We start from the raw sequence: 19,924 nt of genomic DNA, 5'->3' as shown, positions 1-19,924 counted from the left end.
GTCGGTGGCGAATCGGATATTGGACATCATGGTGCCGGGGTGCGATGGTCGAACCGTCAGCCCTGCCCGCCCGGAAAGGACCACGGATGCCCGGTCAGCCCGTCGATGTCGTGATCTGCGAGCCGCTGCGCACACCGATCGGCCGGTTCGGGGGTGCGCTGGCCGGCCAGACGCCCGCCGCGCTCGCCGCGCACGTGCTGTCCGCCGTCGTGGCACGCACCGGTATCGACCCCGGCCGGGTCGACGAGGTGATCCTCGGCCACGCCTACCCGACGTCGGAGGCGCCGGCGATCGGCCGCGTCGCGGCGCTCGACGCGGGCCTGCCGGACACGGTGACCGGTATCCAGATCGACCGGCGGTGCGGGTCGGGCCTGCAGGCCGTGCTCGACGCCGCGATGCAGATCCGCGCCGGGTTCAGCGAGGTGGTGCTCGCCGGTGGCGCCGAGGTGATGAGCGCCGCGCCTTACTACACGCACGAGGGCCGGTGGGGGATCAAGGGCCCGGGCCTGCAGCTGCACGACTCGCTGGCGCGGGGCCGCGCCACCGCGGGCGGCGTGCACCACCCGATCCCGGGCGGGATGATCGAGACCGCCGAGAACCTGCGCCGGGAGTACGGCATCTCCCGTGAGGACCAGGACGCACTCGCCCTGGCCTCGCAGCAGCGGGCCGCCCGCGCGATCGAGAACGGGCTGTTCGCCGAGGAGATCGTCCCGGTCACGGTGCAGACCCGCAAGGGCCGGACGGTCGTCGAGACCGACGAGCACCCGCGACCGGACACCACCGCGGAGGGCCTGGCGAAGCTGACGCCGGTGATGATCCGCACCGATCCCGATGCGACGGTGACCGCGGGCAACGCCAGCGGCCAGAACGACGCGGCCGCCGCGTGCCTGGTCACCAGCGCCGCGACGGCCGAGAAGCTGGGCCTGCGGCCGCTGGTGCGCCTGGTGTCCTTCGCCCGCGCCGGGGTGCCTGCCGAGACGATGGGCATCGGCCCGGTGCCCGCGACCACGGCCGCCCTGGCCAAGGCGGGCCTGACGCTGGCCGAGATCGACCTCATCGAGCTGAACGAGGCGTTCGCCGCGCAGGTGCTGGCGTGCACGCGGGCGCTCGGCCTGACCGCGGCCGACCACGAACGGCTCAACGTCAACGGTTCCGGGGTGTCGCTGGGGCACCCGGTCGGTGCGACCGGTGCGCGGATCCTCGCCACGCTCGCCCGGGAGATGACCCGGCGCCAGGCGCGCTACGGCCTGGAGACGATGTGCATCGGGGGCGGGCAGGGCCTCGCGGCGGTCTTCGAGCGGATCGCCTGACGCGGTCCGCCGGCCGGACCGCGTCAGGCGCCGAGCGGGCGGTGTCGCGTTCGGACGCCGCTCCGCCCGGCTGCTTCAGCGACCACCCGGGTCCGCCGGTCTCGTCCGACGTGACGCCGAGGTGAACGGCTCCTCCACTCGTGTGCACCGCGTCGGGCGGTACTACCCGACGTCGACCCAGTCGAGGGTGCGGCCGACCGCCTTCTGCCAGCCGGCGTATCCCTCGGCACGCTGCCCGTCGCTCCACGACGGCTCCCAGCGCCGGTCCTCGTTCCAGTTCCGTTCCAGCTCGTCGGTGGACCGCCAGAACCCGGTCGCGAGCCCGGCCGCGTAGGCGGCGCCCAGCGCCGTGGTTTCCGCCACCACCGGCCGGGACACCGGCACGCCGAGGATGTCCGCCTGCAGCTGCATGCACAGCTCGTTCGCGGTGACCCCGCCGTCCACGCGCAGCACGTCCAGCGGCACGCCGGAGTCGTTCTGCATGGCCTCCACGACGTCACGCGTCTGGTAGCAGATCGACTCCAGGGTCGCGCGCGCCAGGTGGGCGTTCGTGGTGGCGCGGGTCAGGCCGACGATCGCGCCGCGCGCGTCCGAGCGCCAGTAGGGCGCGAACAGGCCGGAGAACGCCGGGACGAAGTAGATCCCGCCGTTGTCGGCGACCTGCCGGGCCAGGCTCTCGCTCTGCGACGCGCCGCTGATGATGCCGAGCTGGTCGCGCAGCCACTGCACGGCCGACCCGGTGACCGCGATCGAGCCCTCGAGCGCGTACACCGGCTTGGCGTCGCCGAACTGGTAGCACACGGTGGTGAGCAGCCCGTGCTTCGACCGGACCAGCTCGGGGCCGGTGTTGAGCAGCAGGAAGTTGCCGGTGCCGTAGGTGTTCTTGGCCGAACCCGGCCGGAAGCACACCTGCCCGACCGTGGCGGCCTGCTGGTCGCCCAGCACGCCGGTGATGGCGACCTCGCCGCCCAGCGGCCCGTCCGCGCGGGTGGTGCCGAACCGGTGCGACGACGGCCGGATCTCCGGCAGCATCCGCCGGGGGATGCCGAAGAAGGACAGCAGCTCGTCGTCCCAGTCCAGCGTCTCCAGGTCCATCAGCATGGTGCGCGAGGCGTTGGTGACGTCGGTGACGTGCACGCCGCCGCCGGTGCCGCCGGTGAGGTTCCAGATCAGCCAGGAATCGGTGGTGCCGAACAGTGCGTCGCCGTTCTCCGCGTCGGCGCGGACCCCCTCGACGTTGTCCAGGATCCATTGCAGCTTCCCGGCGGAGAAGTAGGTGGCGGGCGGCAGCCCCGCCTTGCGCCGGATGACCTCGCCCTGGCCGCCGCGCTCCAGCGCGGAGGCGATCCGGTCGGTGCGGGTGTCCTGCCACACGATCGCGTTGCCGTAGGGGCGGCCGGTGCGGCGGTTCCACACAACGGTGGTCTCGCGCTGGTTGGTGATGCCCAGCGCGGCCAGGTCGGCCGCGGTCAGGCCGGCCCCGGTGAGGGCGCTCGCGATCACCGTCCGGGTGCGCTCCCAGATCTCGGCCGGGTTGTGCTCGACCCAGCCCGGCCGGGGCAGGATCTGTTCGTGCTCGAGCTGGTGCCGGGCGATCTCGTTGCCGCCGTGGTCGAAGATCATGAAGCGGGTGCTGGTGGTGCCCTGGTCGAGGGCACCGACGAAGTCCGGCATGGTGGCTCCCGGCCCGGTCAGGCCGTCGGCTCGAGGGCCTTGGCGGGGCCGATGTCCTCGGTGCGCGGCAGGTTGCGGCTGATCAGGTACTTGTAGAGCGCGCCGCCGAGCACGGCGCCGATCACCGGCGCGAGGACCGGCACCCACCAGTAGGAGTTGCCGTACTGGTCGTTCCAGGCGGTGTCGTAACCGGTGAGCCAGGACATCAGGCGCGGGCCGAAGTCGCGGGCCGGGTTGATCGCGTACCCGGCGTTGGTGCCCCAGGCCATGCCGATGGCGACCACGCCGAACCCGACGACCACCGGGCCGAGGTTGGCGGCGGGCGCGGTGTTGCGCAGGTCGGTGATGGCGAAGATGATCAGTGCCAGGATCGCGGTGCCGATGATCTGGTCCCGGAACGCGCCCCACTCGCCCACCGGCAGCGAGCCGTTGCCCGGCAGCGTGGAGAACACGCCCTGCGTCTTGATGGTCAGGCCGGGGTCGGCCGCGTGCAGGACCTCGGTGTAGTTCCAGCGGACCAGGAGCGCGGCGACGAACGCGCCGGCGGTCTGGGCCAGTGCGTAGGGGGCGACCTTGCGCCAGGAGAAGCCCTGGAACACGGCGAGCGCGACGGTGATCGCCGGGTTGAGGTGCGCACCGCTGATCCGGGAGGCCACGTAGACACCCAGCGTGACGCCGAGCCCCCAGGCCCAGGCGATGCTGTCGTGGTCGCCGATCCCGGCGGCCACCACCTGGGCCACCACCCCGACCCCGAACAGGATGAGGATCATCGTCCCCACGAACTCGGCGGCGAGCTCACCGGCGAGCCCGTGAGCCTTGAGGCTTCGCGTCATTGCTTCCTCCAGAATGGACCGTTCCCCCCAGTGGTGAGGCGAAGCTAGGGCCGGTGGTGTGACCGGGGCAACGCCCTGCGGTCGACATTGTCGAACACTCTGGCGGCCATTTCGACATTGTCGAATGAGATTCGGCGAGGTAGGGTCCGGCTGTGCCCGGTTCCATCCAGTCCATCGAGCGCGCCGCCGCGGTCCTGCGGCTGCTGGCGCGCGGCTCCGGGCGGCTGGGCGTCGTCGAGATCGCCGAGTCGCTGGAACTGGCCAAGGGGACCGTGCACGGCATCCTGCGCACGCTGACCGGCGTCGGGTTCGTCGAACAGGACCGCGACACCGGCAAATACCGGCTCGGTGCTGCCCTGCTGCGGCTCGGCTCCAGTCCCCTCGACGTCAACGAGCTGCGCTCACGCGCGATCAACTGGGCCGACGCGCTCGCGGCGCGCAGCGGTGCGGCCGTGCGGATCGGTGTGCCGCGGGACGGTCGTGTCCTGGTCGTGCACCACGTGTTCCGCCCGGACGACAGCCCGCAGGTCCTCGACGTCGGCGCCCAGCTGCCGCTGCACGCCACCGCGCTGGGCAAGGTTCTGCTGGCCTACGACGCCACCCTGACCGCTGCCTGGCGGGCGCGCGAACCGGAGCCCTACACCCGCCGCACCCTCACGCCGGCCGCGCTCGCGCGAGCCCTGGCCGAGGTCCGCCGGGCCGGCTGGGCGGGCGAGCTCGGCGAGATGGTGCCCGGCGAGGCCGGGATCGCCGCCCCGGTGCGCGGGCACGGCGGCATCGTGGTCGGGGCGATCGGCGTCTCCGGACCCGAGGACCGGATCTGCGCGCCCAGCGGAACGCCGAAACCGCGGCTGGTGGACCACGTCCGCGACGCCGCCCGGGCCGTGTCCCGCGACCTGGGCGCGTCCCGGTGAGAGGAGGCCGCCCGTCATGGTGCAGCGCTATGTGATGGCGATCGACCAGGGCACGACGTCCACCCGGTGCATCCTGTTCGACGCCCGCGGCCGGCTCGTGTCGCTGGCGCAGCGCGAGCACCGGCAGCACTTCCCGCAGCCCGGCTGGGTCGAGCACGACGCCACCGAGATCTGGCGCAACCTCACCCGGATCGTGCCGCGGGCACTGGCCGACGCGGGTGCCGAACCCGGGCAGGTCGCCGCGCTGGGCATCGCCAACCAGCGCGAGACGACGGTGCTGTGGGACCGGCACACGGGTGTCCCGGTGGGCCGGGCGATCGTCTGGCAGGACACCCGCACCGACGCGGTGATCGAGCAGCTCGCCCGGCAACCCGGCGCCGCGCGCGTCCGCGAGCTGTGCGGGCTGCCGCTGGCCACCTACTTCTCGGCGCCGCGCATCCGCTGGCTGCTCGAGCACATCCCGGGGCTGCGGGACCGCGCCGAGCGAGGCGACGTGCTGTTCGGGACGCTGGAGAGCTGGCTGATCTGGAACCTCACCGGCGGCCCGGCGGGCGGGGTGCACGTCACCGACGTCACCAACGCCTCCCGCACCATGCTGATGAACCTGCGCACGCTGTCCTGGGACGACGAGCTGCTGGCGTTCTTCGGCGTGCCGCGCGCGATGCTGCCGCGGATCCGCCCCTCGACCGAGGTGTACGGCACAACCTCCCGCGTGGCGCCGGGCATCCGGATCGCCGCGGCGCTGGGCGACCAGCAGGCCGCGTTGTTCGGCCAGACGTGCTTCGCGCCCGGCGAGGCCAAGTGCACCTACGGCACCGGCAGTTTCCTGCTGCTCAACACCGGCACCAGCCCGGTGCCCTCCACCCACGGCATGCTCACCACGGTCGGGTTCCGCATCGGCGACGAGCCCGCGGTGTACGCGCTGGAGGGCTCGATGGCCGTCACCGGCTCGCTCGTGCAGTGGTTCCGCGACGGGCTGGGCCTGATCGGCAGCGCACCGGAGATCGAAACGCTGGCGCGCACCGTCTCCGACAACGGCGGCTGCTACATCGTGCCGGCGTTCTCCGGGTTGTTCGCCCCGCACTGGCACAGCGAGGCGCGGGGGATCATCGCCGGGCTGACCTCCTACATCACCAAGGGGCACCTCGCCAGGGCCGTGCTGGAGGCGACCGGGTGGCAGACCCGCGAGGTGGTGGATGCGATGAACGCCGACTCCGGTCTCGCGCTGAGCACCCTGCGCGTCGACGGCGGGATGACCGCGGACAACCTGCTCATGCAGTTCGTCGCCGACGTGCTGGACGTGCCGGTGGTGCGGCCGATGGTCGCCGAGACGGTGTCCCTCGGCGCCGCCTATGCGGCGGGGTTGTCGGTGGGGTACTGGCCGGACCTGGAAGGGTTGCGGCGCAACTGGCACCGCGCCGGCCAGTGGCTGCCCGGGATGGACCCGGCCCGCCGCGAACGCGAGTACGCGCAGTGGCGACAGGCGGTGGGGCTGACCTTCGGCTGGACCCGGCCGGACCCGGCCGCCGCTCCCGGCACCGACGTGACCGAACTCGTGCAGGCCGATCACCGCCGCCTCGAGGAGCTGTTCCGCGAACTGCGCAACGACGAGGCCGACCGGGCCGCGCTGCTGGCCGAGCTGACCGCGCTGCTCGCCGCGCATGCCATCGCCACATCGCGGGTGCTGCGTTCCGCCGTCGCCGGGGTGGACGTGTCCGCCGACCTGCTCGCGCTCGCCGGCACCGGCCCGGACGTGGACGCGGAGAAGGCGTTGCTGCGCCTGGAACGCGTGGTGGACGAGCACATCCGTGGTGAGGAACGCGGGTTGCTCAACCAGCTGCGCCGCACCGCGACCGCGGCGGAGCGGCTCGGCCTGGGCCGGGCGTTCGCCGCCGAACGCGCCCGCCGGATGGACCAGGCCCGCGCCGGTGGCCTCCGCCGTGAGCCGGGCACGCCGGTTCACCTGTCCTGAAGCCGCCGGCGCACCGGGAGTGTCGTACCCGGTGGCTAGGCTGAGGCCGGACAGCGGGGGTGCGGATGAGCGTGGACAGCGAGGAGTTCCACCGGATGGTGGCGGCACTGGCGGAGGTGCAGCGCGCGCAGGGCGGCGAGTACACGTCGTTCAGCGTGCGCGGCAAGCGGTTCGGCTACTACTGGCCGCGGACGCACACGGCCGGGCTCAAACAGACCCTGCTCGAGCAGCAGGCGCTCGTCGCGGAGCGGCCGGAGGTGTTCGAGGAGCAGTTCACCGCGGGCGGGTTCGGCTGGGTCGTGGTCCACCTGGCCGGCATCGACGCCGACGAGCTCGCCGAGCTGGTCTACGAGGCGTGGCGGCTGTCCGCGCCGGAGGAGCTGGCCGCGGAGCAGTCGCTGCCCGGGTAGCGGAGCGGGGGCTCAGCCGGCCCAGGCGGGGGTCCACACCTCACCGGGCGGGGCGCTGCGGTGGCGGGTGTGCAGGAAGTCCAGGAAATCGGCGAGCACGGGGTGCCGGTTGTCCGCCCGCCAGATCACCTTGAGCGGGTACACCGGCGCCGGGCCGGCGATGGGGATCCGGCGGAGGTCGTAGCTTTCCGGCCACAGGTACCGCGTGCCCGCGCCGACGAAGGTGGCCAGCCGCGCCGAGCCGGCGATCTCGGCGAGCATCGCCTCCACCCCGAAACTCGGCCCGGACGTGTCGATGCGGAGCCCGAACGCGGCGGCCAGCTCGGCGTAGTAACCCAGCGGCTCCGGGTCGGTCACGCCCGGCATCCAGATCGGGTGCGGGGCCAGGTCCGCCGGCCGTACCGACCCGGCGCCGGCCAGCGGATGCCGGGGCCCGACCAGCAACTCGTGCCGGTCGTCGATCACCCGGGACGCCCGGAGCCCGCGCGGCGGGTCGATCTCGCGCAACGACCGGAACGTGGCGTCCACGGCACCGGCGGCGACCTCGGCCAGCGCGGCCGCGGCGTCGGCGTGGGCGAGGGTGACCACGTCGAGTTCGATGCCGGGGCGCTGCCGGTAGAAGTCGTGCAGCGCGCTCGCGGGGGCGATGCGCTTGCCGACCACGTCGACGCGCAGGGCCCGGCGGCCCGGGGTGACCGCTGCCCGCACCCGTTCGGCTGCGCGCAGCAGTTCGCGGGCGTGCGGCAGCAGCGCCTGCCCGTCCACCGTGAGCCGCACCCCCCGCGCCAGGCGCGCGAACAACCGCACCCCGAGATCCCGCTCCAGCGCCGCCACCCGTTTCGAGGCGGCCTGCTGGGTGACCTCCAGCTCGTCGGCGGCGGCCTGGAACTGGCCCGCCTCGGCGACGGCGACGAAGGTGCGCATCGCATCGAGATCCACGGGAGGAAACCTACTGGCACAACCGGAAGTTGTGACACGCCGCCCGATCCGTTGTTGGTGGCGCCACCACCCGACCGGCTGTCCTGTCGCCATGCGGAACAGGGTGAGGCTGGGGCGGTCCTTCGGATGGTTGTGGGCGGCGTACGCGGTCAGTGCCTACGGGACGGGCTTGGGGTTCGGGGCGTTCTCGGTGATCGCCATCCAGGTACTGCACGCCGGTCCGGCCGGGGTGGCGGCACTGTCGGCGTCCGGTCTGGCGATCGGTGCGCTGCTGGCCGTCCCGCTCGGGCCGTGGATGGAGTTCCGCGCCAAGCGCCCCGTCATGATCGCCATGGACGTGGTCCGGTTCGCCGCGCTCGGGTCGGTCCCGCTGGCCTACGGGCTGGGGGTGTTGTCCTTCCCGCAGATGCTGGTGGTGGCCGTGGTGTCCGGGGCGGCGAAGATCGCGTTCACCGCGGCCGGTGGCGCTCACCTGAGGAGCCTGGTGCCCGCGGACGCGCTGCTGGTCGCGAGCAGCCGGTTCGAGTCCACCACGTGGTCGGCCACCGTCGTCGGCCCGCCCCTGGGCGGCGCCGCGATCGGCCTGTTCGGCCCGGTGACCACGGTGCTCGCGGACGCGCTGAGCTACCTGCTGTCGGCGCTCGGCATCGCCTCGATCCGGCAGCCGGAACGGCGGCGGCCGGATCGGGCCGGCCCGCGGCGGTGGCGCGACTTCGCCGAGGGCTGGCACTACCTCTTCGGGCACCGCGCACTGCGCCGGCTGTTCGTCAACGTCGTGGCGGTCCACGCGCTGATCATGGCCGGGGAACCGCTCGCGTCGGTGCTCATGCTCGGCCGGCTGGGGTTCCCCGCCTGGCAGTACGGGCTCGCGTTCGCGGTGCCGTGCCTGGGTGGACTGATCGGGTCGCGGCTGGCGCGCCGGGTCGCCATCCGCTGCGGCGACGGCAGGGTGCTGCGGGTGTTCGGCGCGCTCCGGGTCTGCTGGCCGCTCGGGCTCGCGTTCGTCCAGCCGGGGCCTGCCGGGCTGGTGCTCGTGATGAGCACCCAGTTCGCGCTGATCGTGTGCATGAGCCTGTTCAACCCGGTCCTCGCGGCGTACCGGCTCACCGTCGCCGATCCCGCGCGGCACGCGCGGCTGCTCACGGCGTGGTCGGTCGGCACGAGCATCGGCATCGCGCTGACCACGCTGCTGTGGGGCCTGCTGGCGCAGGTCACCGGCGTGCGCGCCGCGCTCGCCCTGGCCGGCGTGCTGCTGCTCGCGACGCCGCTCCTGCTGCCGTCGCGGGAAGCCCTTGACGATAGGCAGGTAAATGACTGCATAATTGCCGGGTGAGCGGGGAAGCGATGGACGCGGTGTTCAAGGCGCTGGCCGATCCGACCCGGCGGCTGCTGCTCGACCGGCTGCGCGAGCAGAACGGCCAGACGCTGCGCCAGGTGTGCGACCGCCTGGACATGGCCCGGCAGTCGGCCACCCAGCACCTCGACGTGCTGGTGCGGGCCGGGCTCGTGACCGTCGTGCGCCGCGGGCGGGAACGGCTGCACTACCTCAACCCGGCTCCGATCCACGAGATCGAGCAGCGCTGGATCGCCGGGTTCGACCGGCCCCGGTTGCGCACGCTCACGGCCATCAAGAACCAGGCAGAGGAGTACGCCATGACAGTCCCCGACTACGTGTACGTCACCTACATCCGCGCCAGCGCGGAGCAGGTCTGGGCCGCGCTGACCGACGCCGATGTGACCGCCCGGTACTGGGGGCACGCCAACGTCTCGGACTGGCGGCCGGGCTCGAGCTGGGAGCACCGGCGGGTGGACGGGTCGGGCGCCGTCGACGTGGCCGGCACCGTGCTGGAGTCCGAGCCGCCGACGCGGCTCGTGGTCACCTTCGACGACACGCCGGACCGGTCGCGGGAGCCGTCGGTGGTGACCTTCCTCGTCGAGCCGCACCGGGACATCGTCCGGCTCACCGTGACCCACGAGAAGCTGCCGGACGCGGCGATGCGCGACGGGATCGCGCAGGGCTGGCCCGCGGTGCTGGCGAACCTGAAGTCCCTGCTGGAAACCGGTGACGTACTGCCGCAGGCGCCCTGGGAGATGAGCGGCGCGGAATAACGGACAGCGTTGTATTCAATTGGCTGAACATTGTTTTGACGCGATAGTAGTAATTACCCGGTCACCGAAAATTGCGTTGTCCCGGTTAGTGCGTTTCGATCTGCCGCCGCACCGCGGAAATTGATTTTTCTCGCGACCGCACGGTTTTCCGTGTCACCCGATGGGGTAGGTCCTCGGGCGGTACATCCTGCTCGCCCCGAGATGTTCGGGGGGTGGCGCGTGGGTTGTCGGCATCGCCAATCGCCTGAGTCAGGAGGACAACGAATGAAGGCAGGAGCACGTGTCGCCGCCGGTGTCGGGCTCGGTTATCTGCTGGGACGCAGCAAGAAGATGCGCCTGGCGCTGATGATCGCGGCCGCGGGCGCGACCGGCAAGACCGGTGTCACGCCTGGGAAACTGCTGCAACAGGGCCTCAGCAAGCTCGGCGACACGCCGGAGCTTTCACAACTGACCGGCGTCGCCCGCGACCAGCTGATGAACGCGGCGAAGGCGGCCGCGGTGGCGGCGGCGTCCCAGCGGATCGAGTCCCTCACCGAGCGGCTCCAGGAGGGCGGTAAGTCCTCGTCCCGCTCGGAGCGCAGCGACGCGGAATCGGATGAGGAACCGGACGAGACCGGCGAGGCCGAGGACCGGTCCGCCGACGTCGACACCGGAGAGTCCGAAGAGCCCGAAGAAGAGTCCGCGGAAGAACCGGAGGAGGACGAGGAGGAGCCGCAACGGCCGGCCCGGGCACGCCGCACCGCCACCCGCCGGCGCGCGGGCGGCGATGAGGACGAGGGCTCCCAGCCCGCGCCCGCGCGGGCACGCCGCAGCACCCGGGCGGCCACCGGCCGCACCCCGGTCCGCCGGGCCCGGAGGTGAGTCCCGTGGCCACCGACCAGATCAAGAAGACCCTCGGCAAGGCCACCGACACGGTGTCCGACGTGGCCGGCTCCGCGACCAAACCGTCCGGTGAGCTCGGCGACGCGGTGCGCAAGCTGGCCGGAGCCGCGACCACCCGCGCGTCCACCGCGCTGGCGAACAAGATCATGTCGACCTCCGGCCGCCTGCAGGACTACGCCTCCGGCGGCGGGGACGGCGGCGGCGGCGGACTGCTGGAAGCCGTCACCGGTGGCAAGCCCAGTATCAAGGGCCAGGCGATGATGGGCGCCGTCAAGGGCGGGCTCAGCGGCGTCATGGACAAGGTCAAGGACGCGCTCACCGGCGGTGGGGCCAAGCGCGGCAAGATCAAGGTCACCAACATCGTCGAGCAGATCGACGTCGGCGCCCCGATCGACCTGGTCTACGACCAGTGGACCCGCTTCACCGACTTCCCGAACTTCATGAAGAAGGTCGAAAACATCGAGCAGGTCAGCGACGAGAAGCTGGAGTGGAAGGCCCAGGTCTTCTGGTCGCACCGCACCTGGGAGGCCACGATCCTCGAGCAGGTGCCCAACGAGCGCATCGTGTGGCGCTCCAAGGGCGCGAAGGGACACGTCGATGGCGCGGTCACCTTCCACGAGCTGACCCCGGACCTGACCCGGGTCGTGGTCGTCCTGGAATACCACCCGCAGGGCCTGTTCGAGCGCACCGGGAACATCTGGCGCGCCCAGGGCCGGCGTGCGCGGCTGGAGCTCAAGCACTTCCAGCGGTACGTGATGACCGAGGCGGTGCTGCACCCCGACGACATCGAGGGCTGGCACGGCGAGATCCGCGACGGCCAGGTGCAGGACACCGAGGAGGAACCCGGCACCGACGAGGAGGAACCGGAGTCCGAAGAGGACGAACGCGGACGCGACGAGGACGAGGCCGGCGACGAGGAACCCGAGGACGAGGAACCCGAGGAAGCCGGCGAGGACGAGGAACAACCCGAACGGCGGCCCCGTGTGCGCGCGGCGGCCGGCCGGGGGAGGGGCAGCAGGCGATGACGACAGCGATTCAGCCGTCCGGCGGTGGCGGCGGAGGTCTGGGCGGGCCCAGCTCCAGCAGCCTCGCCGACGTGATCGACACGATCCTGGACAAGGGCCTGGTCATCGACGCCTACGTGCGGGTGTCGCTGGTCGGGATCGAGCTGCTGACCGTCGACGCGCGCGTGGTGGTGGCCAGTGTGGACACCTACCTGCGGTTCGCCGAGGCGGTCAACCGGCTCGAGATCTCCGACACCGAGCAGAAGGGACTGCCCGACCTGCTGGAGGACGTGACCTCCGGTGGCGCGAAGGCGAAGACCCGGGGAGCGCTCGAAGCCGCCGGCGACAAGCTGCGGGACATCCTCGGTGAGGACCAGCAGCAGGAGCGCGCCGGGCGCCGGAAGGGCGGTGCGTAACGATGGCCGACGAGCCGGAGACCCAGGAGCAGCAGCAGGACCGGGAGACGGTCGTCTACGTGTACGGCATGGTGCCCGCGGACGTGGAGACCGATCCCGAGGCCCGCGGTGTGGGCGACCCGCCGGCCGAGATCAGGGCGGTCAAGCACGACCGCGTCGCCGCCCTGATCAGTGAGATCCCGCGCGACAAGCCGCTCGGGCGGCCGGAGGACCTCACCGCGCACGCCGCGCTGCTCGACGCGGCGGCCGCGGAGGTGCCGGTGCTGCCGTTGCGGTTCGGTGCGGTCGTCGCCGACGAGGACGCGGTGCGCACGGAACTGCTGGAGGAAAACCACGACGATTTCGCCGCGGCGCTCGACCAGCTCGAGGGCAAGGCCGAGTACGTCATCAAGGCCCGCTACGTGGAGCAGGCCATCCTCCGAGAGATCCTCGAGTCCGACGAACGGTTGTCCCAGCTGCGGGAGGCGATCCGGGGCAAGCCGGCGGAGGCCACCCGCAACGAGCGGATGGCGCTGGGCGAGGGGATCGGCAACGCCATCGCGGCCAGGCGCGAGGCCGACACCGCCAAGGTGGTCGACGCACTGTCCGAACTCGGCGCCCAGATCGCCGTCCGGGAGCCCACCCACGAGGAGGACGCCGTGCACGTCGCGTGTCTCGCCGAGACCGCGAAGCAGTCCGACCTGGAGGACGTGGTCGACCGCATCGCCGAGGAGTGGTCGGGCCGCGTCGACATGCGCCTGCTCGGGCCGCTCGCGGCGTACGACTTCGTCGTCACGCAGCGGCCGGGGGCGTAGCCGATGGGTCTGCTGTCCGGGATCCTCGGCCTGCCGTTGCTGCCGGTGCGCGGCGTGATCTCGCTCGGCGAGCTGATCCGCCGCCGGGTCGACGAGGAGATCGCGGCACCGGCTTCGATCCGCCGGGAACTGGAGGAGGCCGAGGAGAAACGCGCCGCCGGGGAGATCTCGGCGGAGGAGGAAGCCGCGATCCAGCAACAGGTGCTGCGGCGGCTGGACGTGTCGGAGGCGAGCGAAGAGAGGTGACCGTCGATGGCTCCACGCGACGAAGCCGGTGACGGCGTCCTGTCGGCGGGGGAGGCGGCGTCCCGGGCGATGGCCCACGCCGGCGAGTTGATCACGAGTAATCCGGCGGTAGTCACCTCGGTCGAGCCCACCGAGGACGGCTGGCTCGTCGAGGTCGAGGTGCTGGAGGACCGGCGCATCCCGTCGTCGGCCGACATGCTCGCGCTCTACGAGCTGGAACTCGGCGCCGACGGTGAACTGCTCGCCTACCGGCGCACGAAACGCTATTCCCGGGGCCGGGCCGGCAGCGGAAGCGGGGTGTCCTGACATGGTCGCGGGACAGCCCGCCGTCACGCCGGGACAGAGCGGCCCGCTCACCACCGGCAACCACCAGTCCAGCAACCTCGGCGACATCCTGGAGCGCGTGCTCGACAAGGGGCTGGTGATCGCCGGCGACATCCGCGTCAACCTGCTCGACATCGAGCTGCTGACCATCAAGCTGCGCCTGGTGATCGCCTCCCTGGAGACCGCCAGGGAAGTCGGGATCAACTGGTGGGAGAGCGACCCCTGGCTCTCCGGCGACACCACCCGGCTGCAGAACGAGAACCGCGAGCTGCGTGCCCGGGTCGAGGAACTGGAATCCGGCGGGAGCCGGGCCGAGATCGAGGATGCGGTGGATGACTCGGATGAGCCGGATGAGTGAGCAACGGGGTGTCTGGCTCTACGCCGTGACCCGGGAAGCGGGCGGCGGCGGGCAGCGCGGCGTCGCCGGCGAACCCGTGCGCACGGTCGAGGCGAGCGGGCTGGTGGCCGTCGTCGGCGACGTGCCGCTGGACACGTTCGGCGAACAGGCCCTGCACCGCAACCTCGAGGACCTGGACTGGCTCGGCGCCGTCGCGCGTGCGCACGACGCGGTGATCGGGGCGGTGGCGCGGACCGGGCCGGTGGTGCCGATCCGGCTCGCGACCGTGTACCACGACGACGACGGGGTGCGCGGTGTGCTCGAGGAGCGCGCGGAGGAGTTCGGGCGCACGCTGGACCGCGTCGCCGGGCGCACGGAGTGGGGGGTGAAGGCGTTCGTGGACGTGCCGCCGCCCGTTCCGCGGACCGAGGAGGCGCCGTCCCGGCGAGGGGCCGGGGCGGCGTACCTCGCGCGCCGCCGCGCCGAACGGGACACCCAGGCCGAGGCCGAGCGGCTCGCCGTCGAACAGGCCGGGAAGGTCCACTTCAGACTGACCGGTCTGGCCACCGCCGCGCGCACCCATCCGCCGCAGAGCAAGGAACTGTCCGGGCACGGCGGGCAGATGGTGCTCAACGCCGCCTACCTCGTCGACGACGACCGGTCGCGCTCGTTCGCCGAGGCGGTCGCCGCGTGCGACCAGGACAGTCCCGCGGTCCGCGTGCAGCTGACCGGCCCGTGGCCGCCGTACTCCTTCGCCGATTGGGAGGATCGATGACCGAACCGGTTCCCGCGACCGTCGCCGACCGTCCGGTGTCGCTGGTCGACCTGCTCGACCGGGTGCTCGCCGGCGGGGTGGTGGTGTCGGGCGAGATCACCCTGTCCATCGCCGACGTCGACCTGGTGCACATCTCGCTGCGGACCCTGCTGTCCTCGGTGAGCGCGCTGGTGCCCGCCCATGACTGAGCCCGTGAAGCGCCGCGTGGACAGCGACCCGGAGTCCGTGGAACGGGGCCTGGTCAGCCTCGTGCTGACGGTGGTGGAGCTGCTGCGCCAGCTCATGGAGAAGCAGGCGCTGCGCCGGGTGGACCGCGGCGACCTGAGCGAGGACCAGGTCGAGGCGATCGGTCTGACGCTCATGCGGCTGGAGGAGCGCATGGACGAACTGTGCGAGCATTTCGGACTGTCCCCGGAGGAGCTGAACATCGATCTCGGACCGCTCGGGCCGTTGCTGTCCGAACGGCGGTGAGCCGACGGTTCACTCCAGGCCGAGCCGCCGCAGCGTCTCCGGGAGCCGGTCGAGCACCGGTTGCGGGGCCGGCCCGCCGAGCGTGGCGCGCAGGTAGAGGCCGTCGCCGAGCAGGCTGACGATCTCGGCGGTGAGCGGGTCGTCGATGTGCTCGGCCAGTAGTTCCGACCACAGCCGGCAGACTTCCACCATCGCCTCGGTGACCTTCGGCTCGCTGCCCACGAGCCGCAGCGCGGCGACCGAGGCACGGTGGGCCGGTTTGGACATGTCCGCGTCGGTCACCGAGGTGAGCAGGAAGTAGCGCACGACGCCCTCGGGTGCCGTGCGCGCGTACTCGACGTCGGCGGCGGCGAGCCGCAGCAGCCGGTCCAGGAGCCCGTCCAGGAGCGCGTCCTTGGACCCGAAGTGGTAGAGCAGGCCGCCCTTGGAGACGCCGGCGCGCGCGGCGACGGCGTCGAGCGTCACCGCGGCCGAGCCGCTGTCGATGAGGATCTCCTGGTAGGCGTCCAGGATCTGTTCCCGTGATGAGGACCGTCCCATGGCGCTTGACTATACCGTCCGGACGGTCTACTTTCGATGAGGAGGTAAACTTTACCGTCTGGACTGTGCAGAAAGGGATCGTGATCGGCATGGCCGGGGGACGCCGGGACTGGCTCGCGCTCGCGGTGCTGGTGCTGCCGGTGCTGCTGCTGAGCGTGGACATGACGGTACTCGGGTTCGCGCTGCCGTACCTGAGCGAGGACCTCGGCCCGACCGCCGCCGAGCAGCTGTGGATCGTGGACATCTACTCGTTCGTGCTCGGCGGGCTGCTGGTGCTGATGGGCACGCTGGGCGACCGGATCGGCCGGCGGCGGCTGCTGCTCTCCGGTGCGGTCGCGTTCGGCGCGGCCTCGGCGCTCGCGGCCTTCGCGGCCGGCCCGGGCCTGCTCATCGCGGCGCGGGCACTGCTCGGCGTGGGCGGCGCCACGCTGATGCCCTCGACGCTCGGCCTGATCCGCACGATCTTCACCGACCCCGGCCGGCGGCGGACCGCGATCGCCGTGTGGGGCGCCGGGTTCTCCGGGGGGATGGCGCTGGGCCCGGTGCTCGGCGGCTGGCTGCTGGAGCACTTCTGGTGGGGCTCGGTGTTCCTGATCAACGTGCCGGTGATGCTGGTGCTGCTGGTCGTGGGGCCGATCCTGCTGCCGGAGGCCCGGGATCCGCGGCCGGGCCGCTTCGACCCGGTGTCCGCGCTGCTGTCGCTGGCCGCGATCCTGCCGGTTGTCTACGGCATCAAGCGGTTCGCCCAGCAGGGTCCCGACGCGCTCGGCGCGCTGGGTGTGGTGGCCGGCGTGCTGCTCGGCGTGGTGTTCGTGCGCCGGCAACGCGCGCTGGAGGATCCGATGCTGGATCTGCGGCTGTTCCGCGACCGCCGGTTCAGCGCGTCGCTGCTGACGAACATGCTCGGCGTGTTCTCGCTGGTCGGGCTGCTGGTCCTGCTGCCACAGCACCTCCAGCTGGTGCTCGGCAGGTCGCCGGTGGTCGCGGCACTGTGGCTGCTGCCCACCACGGCGGCCGGGATCCTGGGCGCGTTCGCCGCCGCCCGGCTGGCCCGGCACGTGCCGGTGCGATGGCTGGTCGGTGGCGGGCTGCTCGCCGCGGCCGCCGGGTTCGGGGTGCTCGTGGCGACCGGCCTGGACACCGGGCCGGGGGTGCTCGTCGCCGCGCTCACGCTGGTCGGGTTCGGCGTGTCGGTGTCCGAGACGCTCACCAACGACCTGATCGTCACCGCGGCCCCGGTCGAGCGCGCCGGTGCCGCCTCCGCGATCTCGGAGACCGGGTTCGAACTCGGTGGCGCGCTCGGCACCGCGGTGCTGGGCAGCATCGCCGCGGCCGTCTACCGGTCCGGTCTGCCGGCCGGGGCGGGGGAGGCGGCCCGGGAGACTCTCGGCGGCGCGGTCGCCACGGCCGCCGCGCTGCCGCCCGCGCAGGCGGACACCCTGCTGTCTGCCGCCAAGACGGCGTTCGTGCACGGGCTCCAGGTCAGCGCGGTGGCCGGGGCCGTCCTGCTCACCTACACCGCGGTGCAGGCGATGGTGCTGCTGCGCCGCCCGGCGGCCGGCGCGGAACCCGCCCCGGAGCGGCGTCCGGCCGGGGTTCCGCGCTGACGCGGGCTCACCGGGTGGTGTGGGCACCCCCGTTGACGTGCAGCGTCTGCCCGGTGATGTGCCGCGCGCCGGGCGAGGCCAGGAAGTACACCGTCTCGGCGATGTCGGCGGGGTCCCCGGCCCGCCCGTTGTGCGTCGCCGCGATCAGGGCCGCCCGCCGGTCCTCGCCGAGTTTGCCGTGGAAGAAGCCGGTGCCGGCGATGTAGCCGGGCGCGACCAGGTTGGCCGTCACGCCGTTCGGTCCGGTCTCCGACGACAGGCCCGCGGTCCACGCCGCCAGCGCCGCCTTCGCCGCGCCGTAGGACGATGCGGCGTACTCGGCGCCGATGGACCCGATGTTGACGATCGAGCCGCCGGGCCGCAGCTTCTCCCGCACGGCCGTGGTGGTGAGCACGGCGCTGAGCAGGTTCGCGTCCAGGTTCGCCCGCCACGCGGCCGCCGTCCGGTCCAGCGCGCCGCCTCCGGTGCCCGGGTCGAGGAGGTCGGTGTTGCCGCCCGCCATGTTGACCAGCACGTCCAGTTCCGGGCCGAGCTCGTCGGCCATCCGCGCCACCTGTTCGGGCACGGTGGCATCGCAGAGGATCGGCCGGGCGCCGATCTCGGTCGCGGCGCGGTCCAGCCGAGCACTGTTGCGCCCGGTGATGACCACGGTGTCCCCGGCCGCGCGGAACCGGGCTGCGACGGCCTTGCCGATGCCGTTCCCGCCGCCGGTAACCAGCACGATCCGACTCATGAAGCGTTCCTCCCCGTGTTAGGTTTAGTACTAAACATAACAGGGAGGTGGAGGCGTGCCGGAGGACGCCGGTGCCGAGGGCTACCCGATGGCGGACATCCTGCGGTGGCCCGCCGGGGACATCGCCGCGGCGTGGCGGCGCGAACTGCCCGGGGTGCGCACGGAGTCGATCGAGGTCATCACCCCGGTGTGGCGGATCGCGAAGCTGCTCGCCGACGACCGGCGGCGCACCCTGGCCGAACTGGGGATCGATGCGTCCACATTGGACTTGCTGAGCGTGATCCGCCGGGCGGGGCCACCGTATGAGCTCACCACCCGCGAGATCACCCGGCGCACCCTGGTCACGCCCGGCGCGGTCTCCCAGCGGGTGGCCCGGGCCGAGGAGGCCGGGCTGGTGGCGCGGGCGCCGTCGGCGGCGTCCCGTCGCGCCGTCGCGGTCCGGCTCACCGACGCCGGTCACCGGCTCGTCGAGACCACGGTGCGCCGGCTGCTGGCACACGAGGCCGACCTCATCGGCGGCCTCGAGCCGGGCGAGCGGGCCGCGCTCACGGCACTGCTCGCCCGGCTCGAGGAGACGCTCCAGCCGCCGGCGCGGTGATCAGGCGGTGCCGGTGAAGGTCCAGACCGCGGTGGCGCCCGGCCCGGCCACGAGGGTCGACCGGCCGATCTGCTCGACGTGCCGCGGCGTGGTCCGGTTGAGCGTGAACACGACCTCCTTCAGCCCGGCCTGGGCGCGCGGCACCGCGTCGTAGCGGATGGTGGTGCCGCCGCCGGTGGCGATGACGCTGCCGTCGGACAGGGTGCGCACCTGGAAACCACCGGCCTTGAGCACCGGCACCACGATGGCCAGGTCTTGCGGGGTGACGCCGATGCGGATCGCGGAGATGTCGCGCATCAGGTGGTCGCGGTAGGCGTCGGGGAGGTAGCGCTCCCGGCTGACGTCATCCGGGGAGCTGCCGGGTTCGGTGCCGCTGCGCGGGTCGGCGAAGTACTCCGGCAGGTACTCCATGGCCCAGCCGTCGAACGCCTCGTACTGGGGCGCGCTCCGCACCGTGTCGAACCACGGCACCTTCACACCGTCGCCGAAGTCGCGGGTCTGCCGGTAGTCCACCGGGGTGATGCCCTGGTCCTGCAGCCGCTTCCGCACGGTGGCCAGACCGCCCACGCGCTCGCTGGACAACCCCATGCCCGCCGCGCCGAACTGGCCGTCGGAACCCGGCAGGTCGCCGGCACCGAACAACTCGAGGTAGGTCTCGCGCCCCTTGAGGTACCGGCCGGTCCAGGTCGAGCCGCCGCCGCTGGTGGTGCGGACCTCGAAGTTGGCGAACTCACGCAGGTAGGCGGAGTGCTCGATCGCGTCCGCGGTCGGTCTGTCGAGCACGTCGTAGGCGTGGTTGTAGAAGAGCAGTTGCGTCGCCCGGCCGTCCTCGTCCGCCTGGCCCGCCGCGGGCACGACGGCCGCCCCGGTGACGGTGAGAGCGAGCACGGCGAGCGCCCGCCGGAAACGCGATGCAGTGGTCATGGCCGGAATTCAATCCGGGCCGGTCAACCAGGCCCCCGAGGTCGCGCCGGAATTGCGCGGGACCGTCCCCGTCCGGCGGCAGCGCGCCTCGGTGGCTGGACAATCTGCACAG

At 72.5% G+C, this 19,924-nt stretch carries 24 protein-coding genes; 18 read left to right on the top strand and 6 right to left on the bottom strand.

Annotated features, from left to right (window positions below):
• Positions 1-86: 86 nt before the first annotated feature.
• Positions 87-1,310 carry an acetyl-CoA C-acetyltransferase gene (locus FHX45_RS02605; RefSeq protein WP_167096426.1) on the top strand — a complete coding sequence of 408 codons (1,224 nt, stop codon included), beginning with the start codon at positions 87-89 and terminating at the stop codon, positions 1,308-1,310.
• A 162-nt stretch (positions 1,311-1,472) separates the two neighbouring features.
• Here the strand turns inward: FHX45_RS02605 and glpK (FHX45_RS02600) are convergent, their stop codons facing one another.
• Together glpK (FHX45_RS02600) and FHX45_RS02595 are read right to left on the bottom strand one after the other, a co-directional pair.
• Positions 1,473-2,984, bottom strand: coding sequence for a glycerol kinase GlpK (gene glpK, locus FHX45_RS02600; protein WP_167096425.1), 1,512 nt, complete (start codon positions 2,982-2,984; stop codon positions 1,473-1,475).
• A gap of 17 nt (positions 2,985-3,001) precedes the next feature.
• Positions 3,002-3,817: an MIP/aquaporin family protein gene (locus FHX45_RS02595; RefSeq protein WP_167096424.1), complete on the bottom strand. Its 816-nt coding sequence runs from the start codon at positions 3,815-3,817 to the stop codon at positions 3,002-3,004.
• A gap of 152 nt (positions 3,818-3,969) precedes the next feature.
• On the opposite strand from FHX45_RS02595, the gene FHX45_RS02590 reads away from it, so the two are divergent.
• The 3 genes from FHX45_RS02590 (at position 3,970) to FHX45_RS02580 (ending at position 7,113) form a co-directional block, all read left to right on the top strand.
• Positions 3,970-4,731: an IclR family transcriptional regulator domain-containing protein gene (locus tag FHX45_RS02590; protein ID WP_167096423.1), complete on the top strand. Its 762-nt coding sequence runs from the start codon at positions 3,970-3,972 to the stop codon at positions 4,729-4,731.
• A gap of 16 nt (positions 4,732-4,747) precedes the next feature.
• Complete coding sequence (gene glpK, locus FHX45_RS02585; RefSeq protein ID WP_167096422.1) at positions 4,748-6,703, top strand: glycerol kinase GlpK; 1,956 nt, start codon at positions 4,748-4,750, stop codon at positions 6,701-6,703.
• A gap of 65 nt (positions 6,704-6,768) precedes the next feature.
• Positions 6,769-7,113: an MmcQ/YjbR family DNA-binding protein gene (locus FHX45_RS02580; RefSeq protein ID WP_167096421.1), complete on the top strand. Its 345-nt coding sequence runs from the start codon at positions 6,769-6,771 to the stop codon at positions 7,111-7,113.
• Between the two features lie 12 nt (positions 7,114-7,125).
• On the opposite strand, the gene FHX45_RS02575 is transcribed toward FHX45_RS02580, so the two are convergent.
• Positions 7,126-8,052, bottom strand: a complete 927-nt coding sequence (locus tag FHX45_RS02575; protein WP_341771318.1) for a LysR family transcriptional regulator — start codon at positions 8,050-8,052, stop codon at positions 7,126-7,128.
• 91 nt (positions 8,053-8,143) lie between these two features.
• Here FHX45_RS02575 and FHX45_RS02570 point away from each other — a divergent pair, with 91 nt between their 5' ends.
• The 12 genes from FHX45_RS02570 (at position 8,144) to FHX45_RS02515 (ending at position 15,410) form a co-directional block, all read left to right on the top strand.
• Positions 8,144-9,385 (top strand): MFS transporter, encoded by a 1,242-nt coding sequence (locus FHX45_RS02570; protein WP_167096420.1) that lies wholly within the window; start codon positions 8,144-8,146, stop codon positions 9,383-9,385.
• A gap of 11 nt (positions 9,386-9,396) precedes the next feature.
• The gene (locus FHX45_RS02565) at positions 9,397-10,161 is read left to right on the top strand and encodes an ArsR/SmtB family transcription factor (protein WP_167108264.1); all 765 of its coding nucleotides are present in this window, start codon (positions 9,397-9,399) and stop codon (positions 10,159-10,161) included.
• Between the two features lie 264 nt (positions 10,162-10,425).
• Complete coding sequence (locus FHX45_RS02560; protein WP_167096419.1) at positions 10,426-11,022, top strand: hypothetical protein; 597 nt, start codon at positions 10,426-10,428, stop codon at positions 11,020-11,022.
• Between the two features lie 5 nt (positions 11,023-11,027).
• A complete protein-coding gene (locus FHX45_RS02555; RefSeq protein ID WP_341771317.1) occupies positions 11,028-12,068 on the top strand; it encodes an SRPBCC family protein in 1,041 nt (346 codons plus the stop codon).
• Positions 12,065-12,463 carry a gas vesicle protein GvpJ gene (gvpJ, locus tag FHX45_RS02550; protein ID WP_167096417.1) on the top strand — a complete coding sequence of 133 codons (399 nt, stop codon included), beginning with the start codon at positions 12,065-12,067 and terminating at the stop codon, positions 12,461-12,463. Before FHX45_RS02555 ends, gvpJ begins: the two co-directional genes overlap by 4 nt.
• A 2-nt stretch (positions 12,464-12,465) precedes the next feature.
• Positions 12,466-13,257 (top strand): GvpL/GvpF family gas vesicle protein, encoded by a 792-nt coding sequence (locus FHX45_RS02545; RefSeq protein ID WP_167096416.1) that lies wholly within the window; start codon positions 12,466-12,468, stop codon positions 13,255-13,257.
• A 3-nt stretch (positions 13,258-13,260) separates the two neighbouring features.
• Positions 13,261-13,503, top strand: coding sequence for a gas vesicle protein GvpG (locus FHX45_RS02540; RefSeq protein WP_167096415.1), 243 nt, complete (start codon positions 13,261-13,263; stop codon positions 13,501-13,503).
• A gap of 6 nt (positions 13,504-13,509) precedes the next feature.
• Positions 13,510-13,809 carry a gas vesicle protein GvpO gene (locus FHX45_RS02535; protein ID WP_167096414.1) on the top strand — a complete coding sequence of 100 codons (300 nt, stop codon included), beginning with the start codon at positions 13,510-13,512 and terminating at the stop codon, positions 13,807-13,809.
• Between the two features lies 1 nt (position 13,810).
• A complete protein-coding gene (locus FHX45_RS02530) occupies positions 13,811-14,185 on the top strand; it encodes a gas vesicle protein (RefSeq protein WP_167096413.1) in 375 nt (124 codons plus the stop codon).
• A complete protein-coding gene (locus FHX45_RS02525; RefSeq protein WP_167096412.1) occupies positions 14,178-14,939 on the top strand; it encodes a GvpL/GvpF family gas vesicle protein in 762 nt (253 codons plus the stop codon). Before FHX45_RS02530 ends, FHX45_RS02525 begins: the two co-directional genes overlap by 8 nt.
• Positions 14,936-15,127, top strand: coding sequence for a gas vesicle protein (locus FHX45_RS02520; RefSeq protein WP_167096411.1), 192 nt, complete (start codon positions 14,936-14,938; stop codon positions 15,125-15,127). Before FHX45_RS02525 ends, FHX45_RS02520 begins: the two co-directional genes overlap by 4 nt.
• A complete protein-coding gene (locus tag FHX45_RS02515) occupies positions 15,120-15,410 on the top strand; it encodes a gas vesicle protein K (RefSeq protein ID WP_167096410.1) in 291 nt (96 codons plus the stop codon). The genes FHX45_RS02520 and FHX45_RS02515 overlap by 8 nt, the downstream gene beginning before the upstream one ends.
• A 9-nt stretch (positions 15,411-15,419) precedes the next feature.
• Here FHX45_RS02515 and FHX45_RS02510 read toward each other — a convergent pair whose 3' ends face one another.
• Positions 15,420-15,950, bottom strand: a complete 531-nt coding sequence (locus FHX45_RS02510; protein ID WP_167096409.1) for a TetR/AcrR family transcriptional regulator — start codon at positions 15,948-15,950, stop codon at positions 15,420-15,422.
• A gap of 89 nt (positions 15,951-16,039) precedes the next feature.
• Here FHX45_RS02510 and FHX45_RS02505 point away from each other — a divergent pair, with 89 nt between their 5' ends.
• The gene (locus FHX45_RS02505; RefSeq protein WP_167108261.1) at positions 16,040-17,557 is read left to right on the top strand and encodes an MFS transporter; all 1,518 of its coding nucleotides are present in this window, start codon (positions 16,040-16,042) and stop codon (positions 17,555-17,557) included.
• Between the two features lie 7 nt (positions 17,558-17,564).
• On the opposite strand, the gene FHX45_RS02500 is transcribed toward FHX45_RS02505, so the two are convergent.
• The gene (locus tag FHX45_RS02500) at positions 17,565-18,290 is read right to left on the bottom strand and encodes an SDR family NAD(P)-dependent oxidoreductase (protein WP_167096408.1); all 726 of its coding nucleotides are present in this window, start codon (positions 18,288-18,290) and stop codon (positions 17,565-17,567) included.
• Positions 18,291-18,345: 55 nt separating this feature from the next.
• On the opposite strand from FHX45_RS02500, the gene FHX45_RS02495 reads away from it, so the two are divergent.
• On the top strand, positions 18,346-18,888 hold the full coding sequence (locus FHX45_RS02495) for a MarR family winged helix-turn-helix transcriptional regulator (protein ID WP_341771315.1): 543 nt from the start codon (positions 18,346-18,348) through the stop codon (positions 18,886-18,888).
• On the opposite strand, the gene FHX45_RS02490 is transcribed toward FHX45_RS02495, so the two are convergent.
• A complete protein-coding gene (locus FHX45_RS02490; protein WP_167096407.1) occupies positions 18,889-19,812 on the bottom strand; it encodes a DUF5829 family protein in 924 nt (307 codons plus the stop codon). It lies immediately after the preceding gene.
• Positions 19,813-19,924 lie beyond the last annotated feature (112 nt).

This window comes from Amycolatopsis granulosa (assembly GCF_011758745.1).
GTDB lineage: Bacteria > Actinomycetota > Actinomycetes > Mycobacteriales > Pseudonocardiaceae > Amycolatopsis_E > Amycolatopsis_E granulosa.
The sequence above is the reverse complement of the archived record's forward strand: the minus strand, read 5'-3'. Positions and strand labels throughout refer to the sequence as shown.

Coding starts and splice junctions, on each gene's coding strand:
- FHX45_RS02605 (WP_167096426.1), top strand. CDS start 87: ATGCCCGGTCAGCCCGTCGATGTCGTGATCTGCGAGCCGCTGCGCACA.
- glpK (WP_167096425.1), bottom strand. CDS start 2,984: ATGCCGGACTTCGTCGGTGCCCTCGACCAGGGCACCACCAGCACCCGC.
- FHX45_RS02595 (WP_167096424.1), bottom strand. CDS start 3,817: ATGACGCGAAGCCTCAAGGCTCACGGGCTCGCCGGTGAGCTCGCCGCC.
- glpK (WP_167096422.1), top strand. CDS start 4,748: ATGGTGCAGCGCTATGTGATGGCGATCGACCAGGGCACGACGTCCACC.
- FHX45_RS02580 (WP_167096421.1), top strand. CDS start 6,769: ATGAGCGTGGACAGCGAGGAGTTCCACCGGATGGTGGCGGCACTGGCG.
- FHX45_RS02570 (WP_167096420.1), top strand. CDS start 8,144: ATGCGGAACAGGGTGAGGCTGGGGCGGTCCTTCGGATGGTTGTGGGCG.
- FHX45_RS02565 (WP_167108264.1), top strand. CDS start 9,397: ATGGACGCGGTGTTCAAGGCGCTGGCCGATCCGACCCGGCGGCTGCTG.
- FHX45_RS02560 (WP_167096419.1), top strand. CDS start 10,426: ATGAAGGCAGGAGCACGTGTCGCCGCCGGTGTCGGGCTCGGTTATCTG.
- gvpJ (WP_167096417.1), top strand. CDS start 12,065: ATGACGACAGCGATTCAGCCGTCCGGCGGTGGCGGCGGAGGTCTGGGC.
- FHX45_RS02545 (WP_167096416.1), top strand. CDS start 12,466: ATGGCCGACGAGCCGGAGACCCAGGAGCAGCAGCAGGACCGGGAGACG.
- FHX45_RS02540 (WP_167096415.1), top strand. CDS start 13,261: ATGGGTCTGCTGTCCGGGATCCTCGGCCTGCCGTTGCTGCCGGTGCGC.
- FHX45_RS02535 (WP_167096414.1), top strand. CDS start 13,510: ATGGCTCCACGCGACGAAGCCGGTGACGGCGTCCTGTCGGCGGGGGAG.
- FHX45_RS02530 (WP_167096413.1), top strand. CDS start 13,811: ATGGTCGCGGGACAGCCCGCCGTCACGCCGGGACAGAGCGGCCCGCTC.
- FHX45_RS02525 (WP_167096412.1), top strand. CDS start 14,178: ATGAGTGAGCAACGGGGTGTCTGGCTCTACGCCGTGACCCGGGAAGCG.
- FHX45_RS02520 (WP_167096411.1), top strand. CDS start 14,936: ATGACCGAACCGGTTCCCGCGACCGTCGCCGACCGTCCGGTGTCGCTG.
- FHX45_RS02515 (WP_167096410.1), top strand. CDS start 15,120: ATGACTGAGCCCGTGAAGCGCCGCGTGGACAGCGACCCGGAGTCCGTG.
- FHX45_RS02510 (WP_167096409.1), bottom strand. CDS start 15,950: ATGGGACGGTCCTCATCACGGGAACAGATCCTGGACGCCTACCAGGAG.
- FHX45_RS02505 (WP_167108261.1), top strand. CDS start 16,040: ATGGCCGGGGGACGCCGGGACTGGCTCGCGCTCGCGGTGCTGGTGCTG.
- FHX45_RS02500 (WP_167096408.1), bottom strand. CDS start 18,290: ATGAGTCGGATCGTGCTGGTTACCGGCGGCGGGAACGGCATCGGCAAG.
- FHX45_RS02490 (WP_167096407.1), bottom strand. CDS start 19,812: ATGACCACTGCATCGCGTTTCCGGCGGGCGCTCGCCGTGCTCGCTCTC.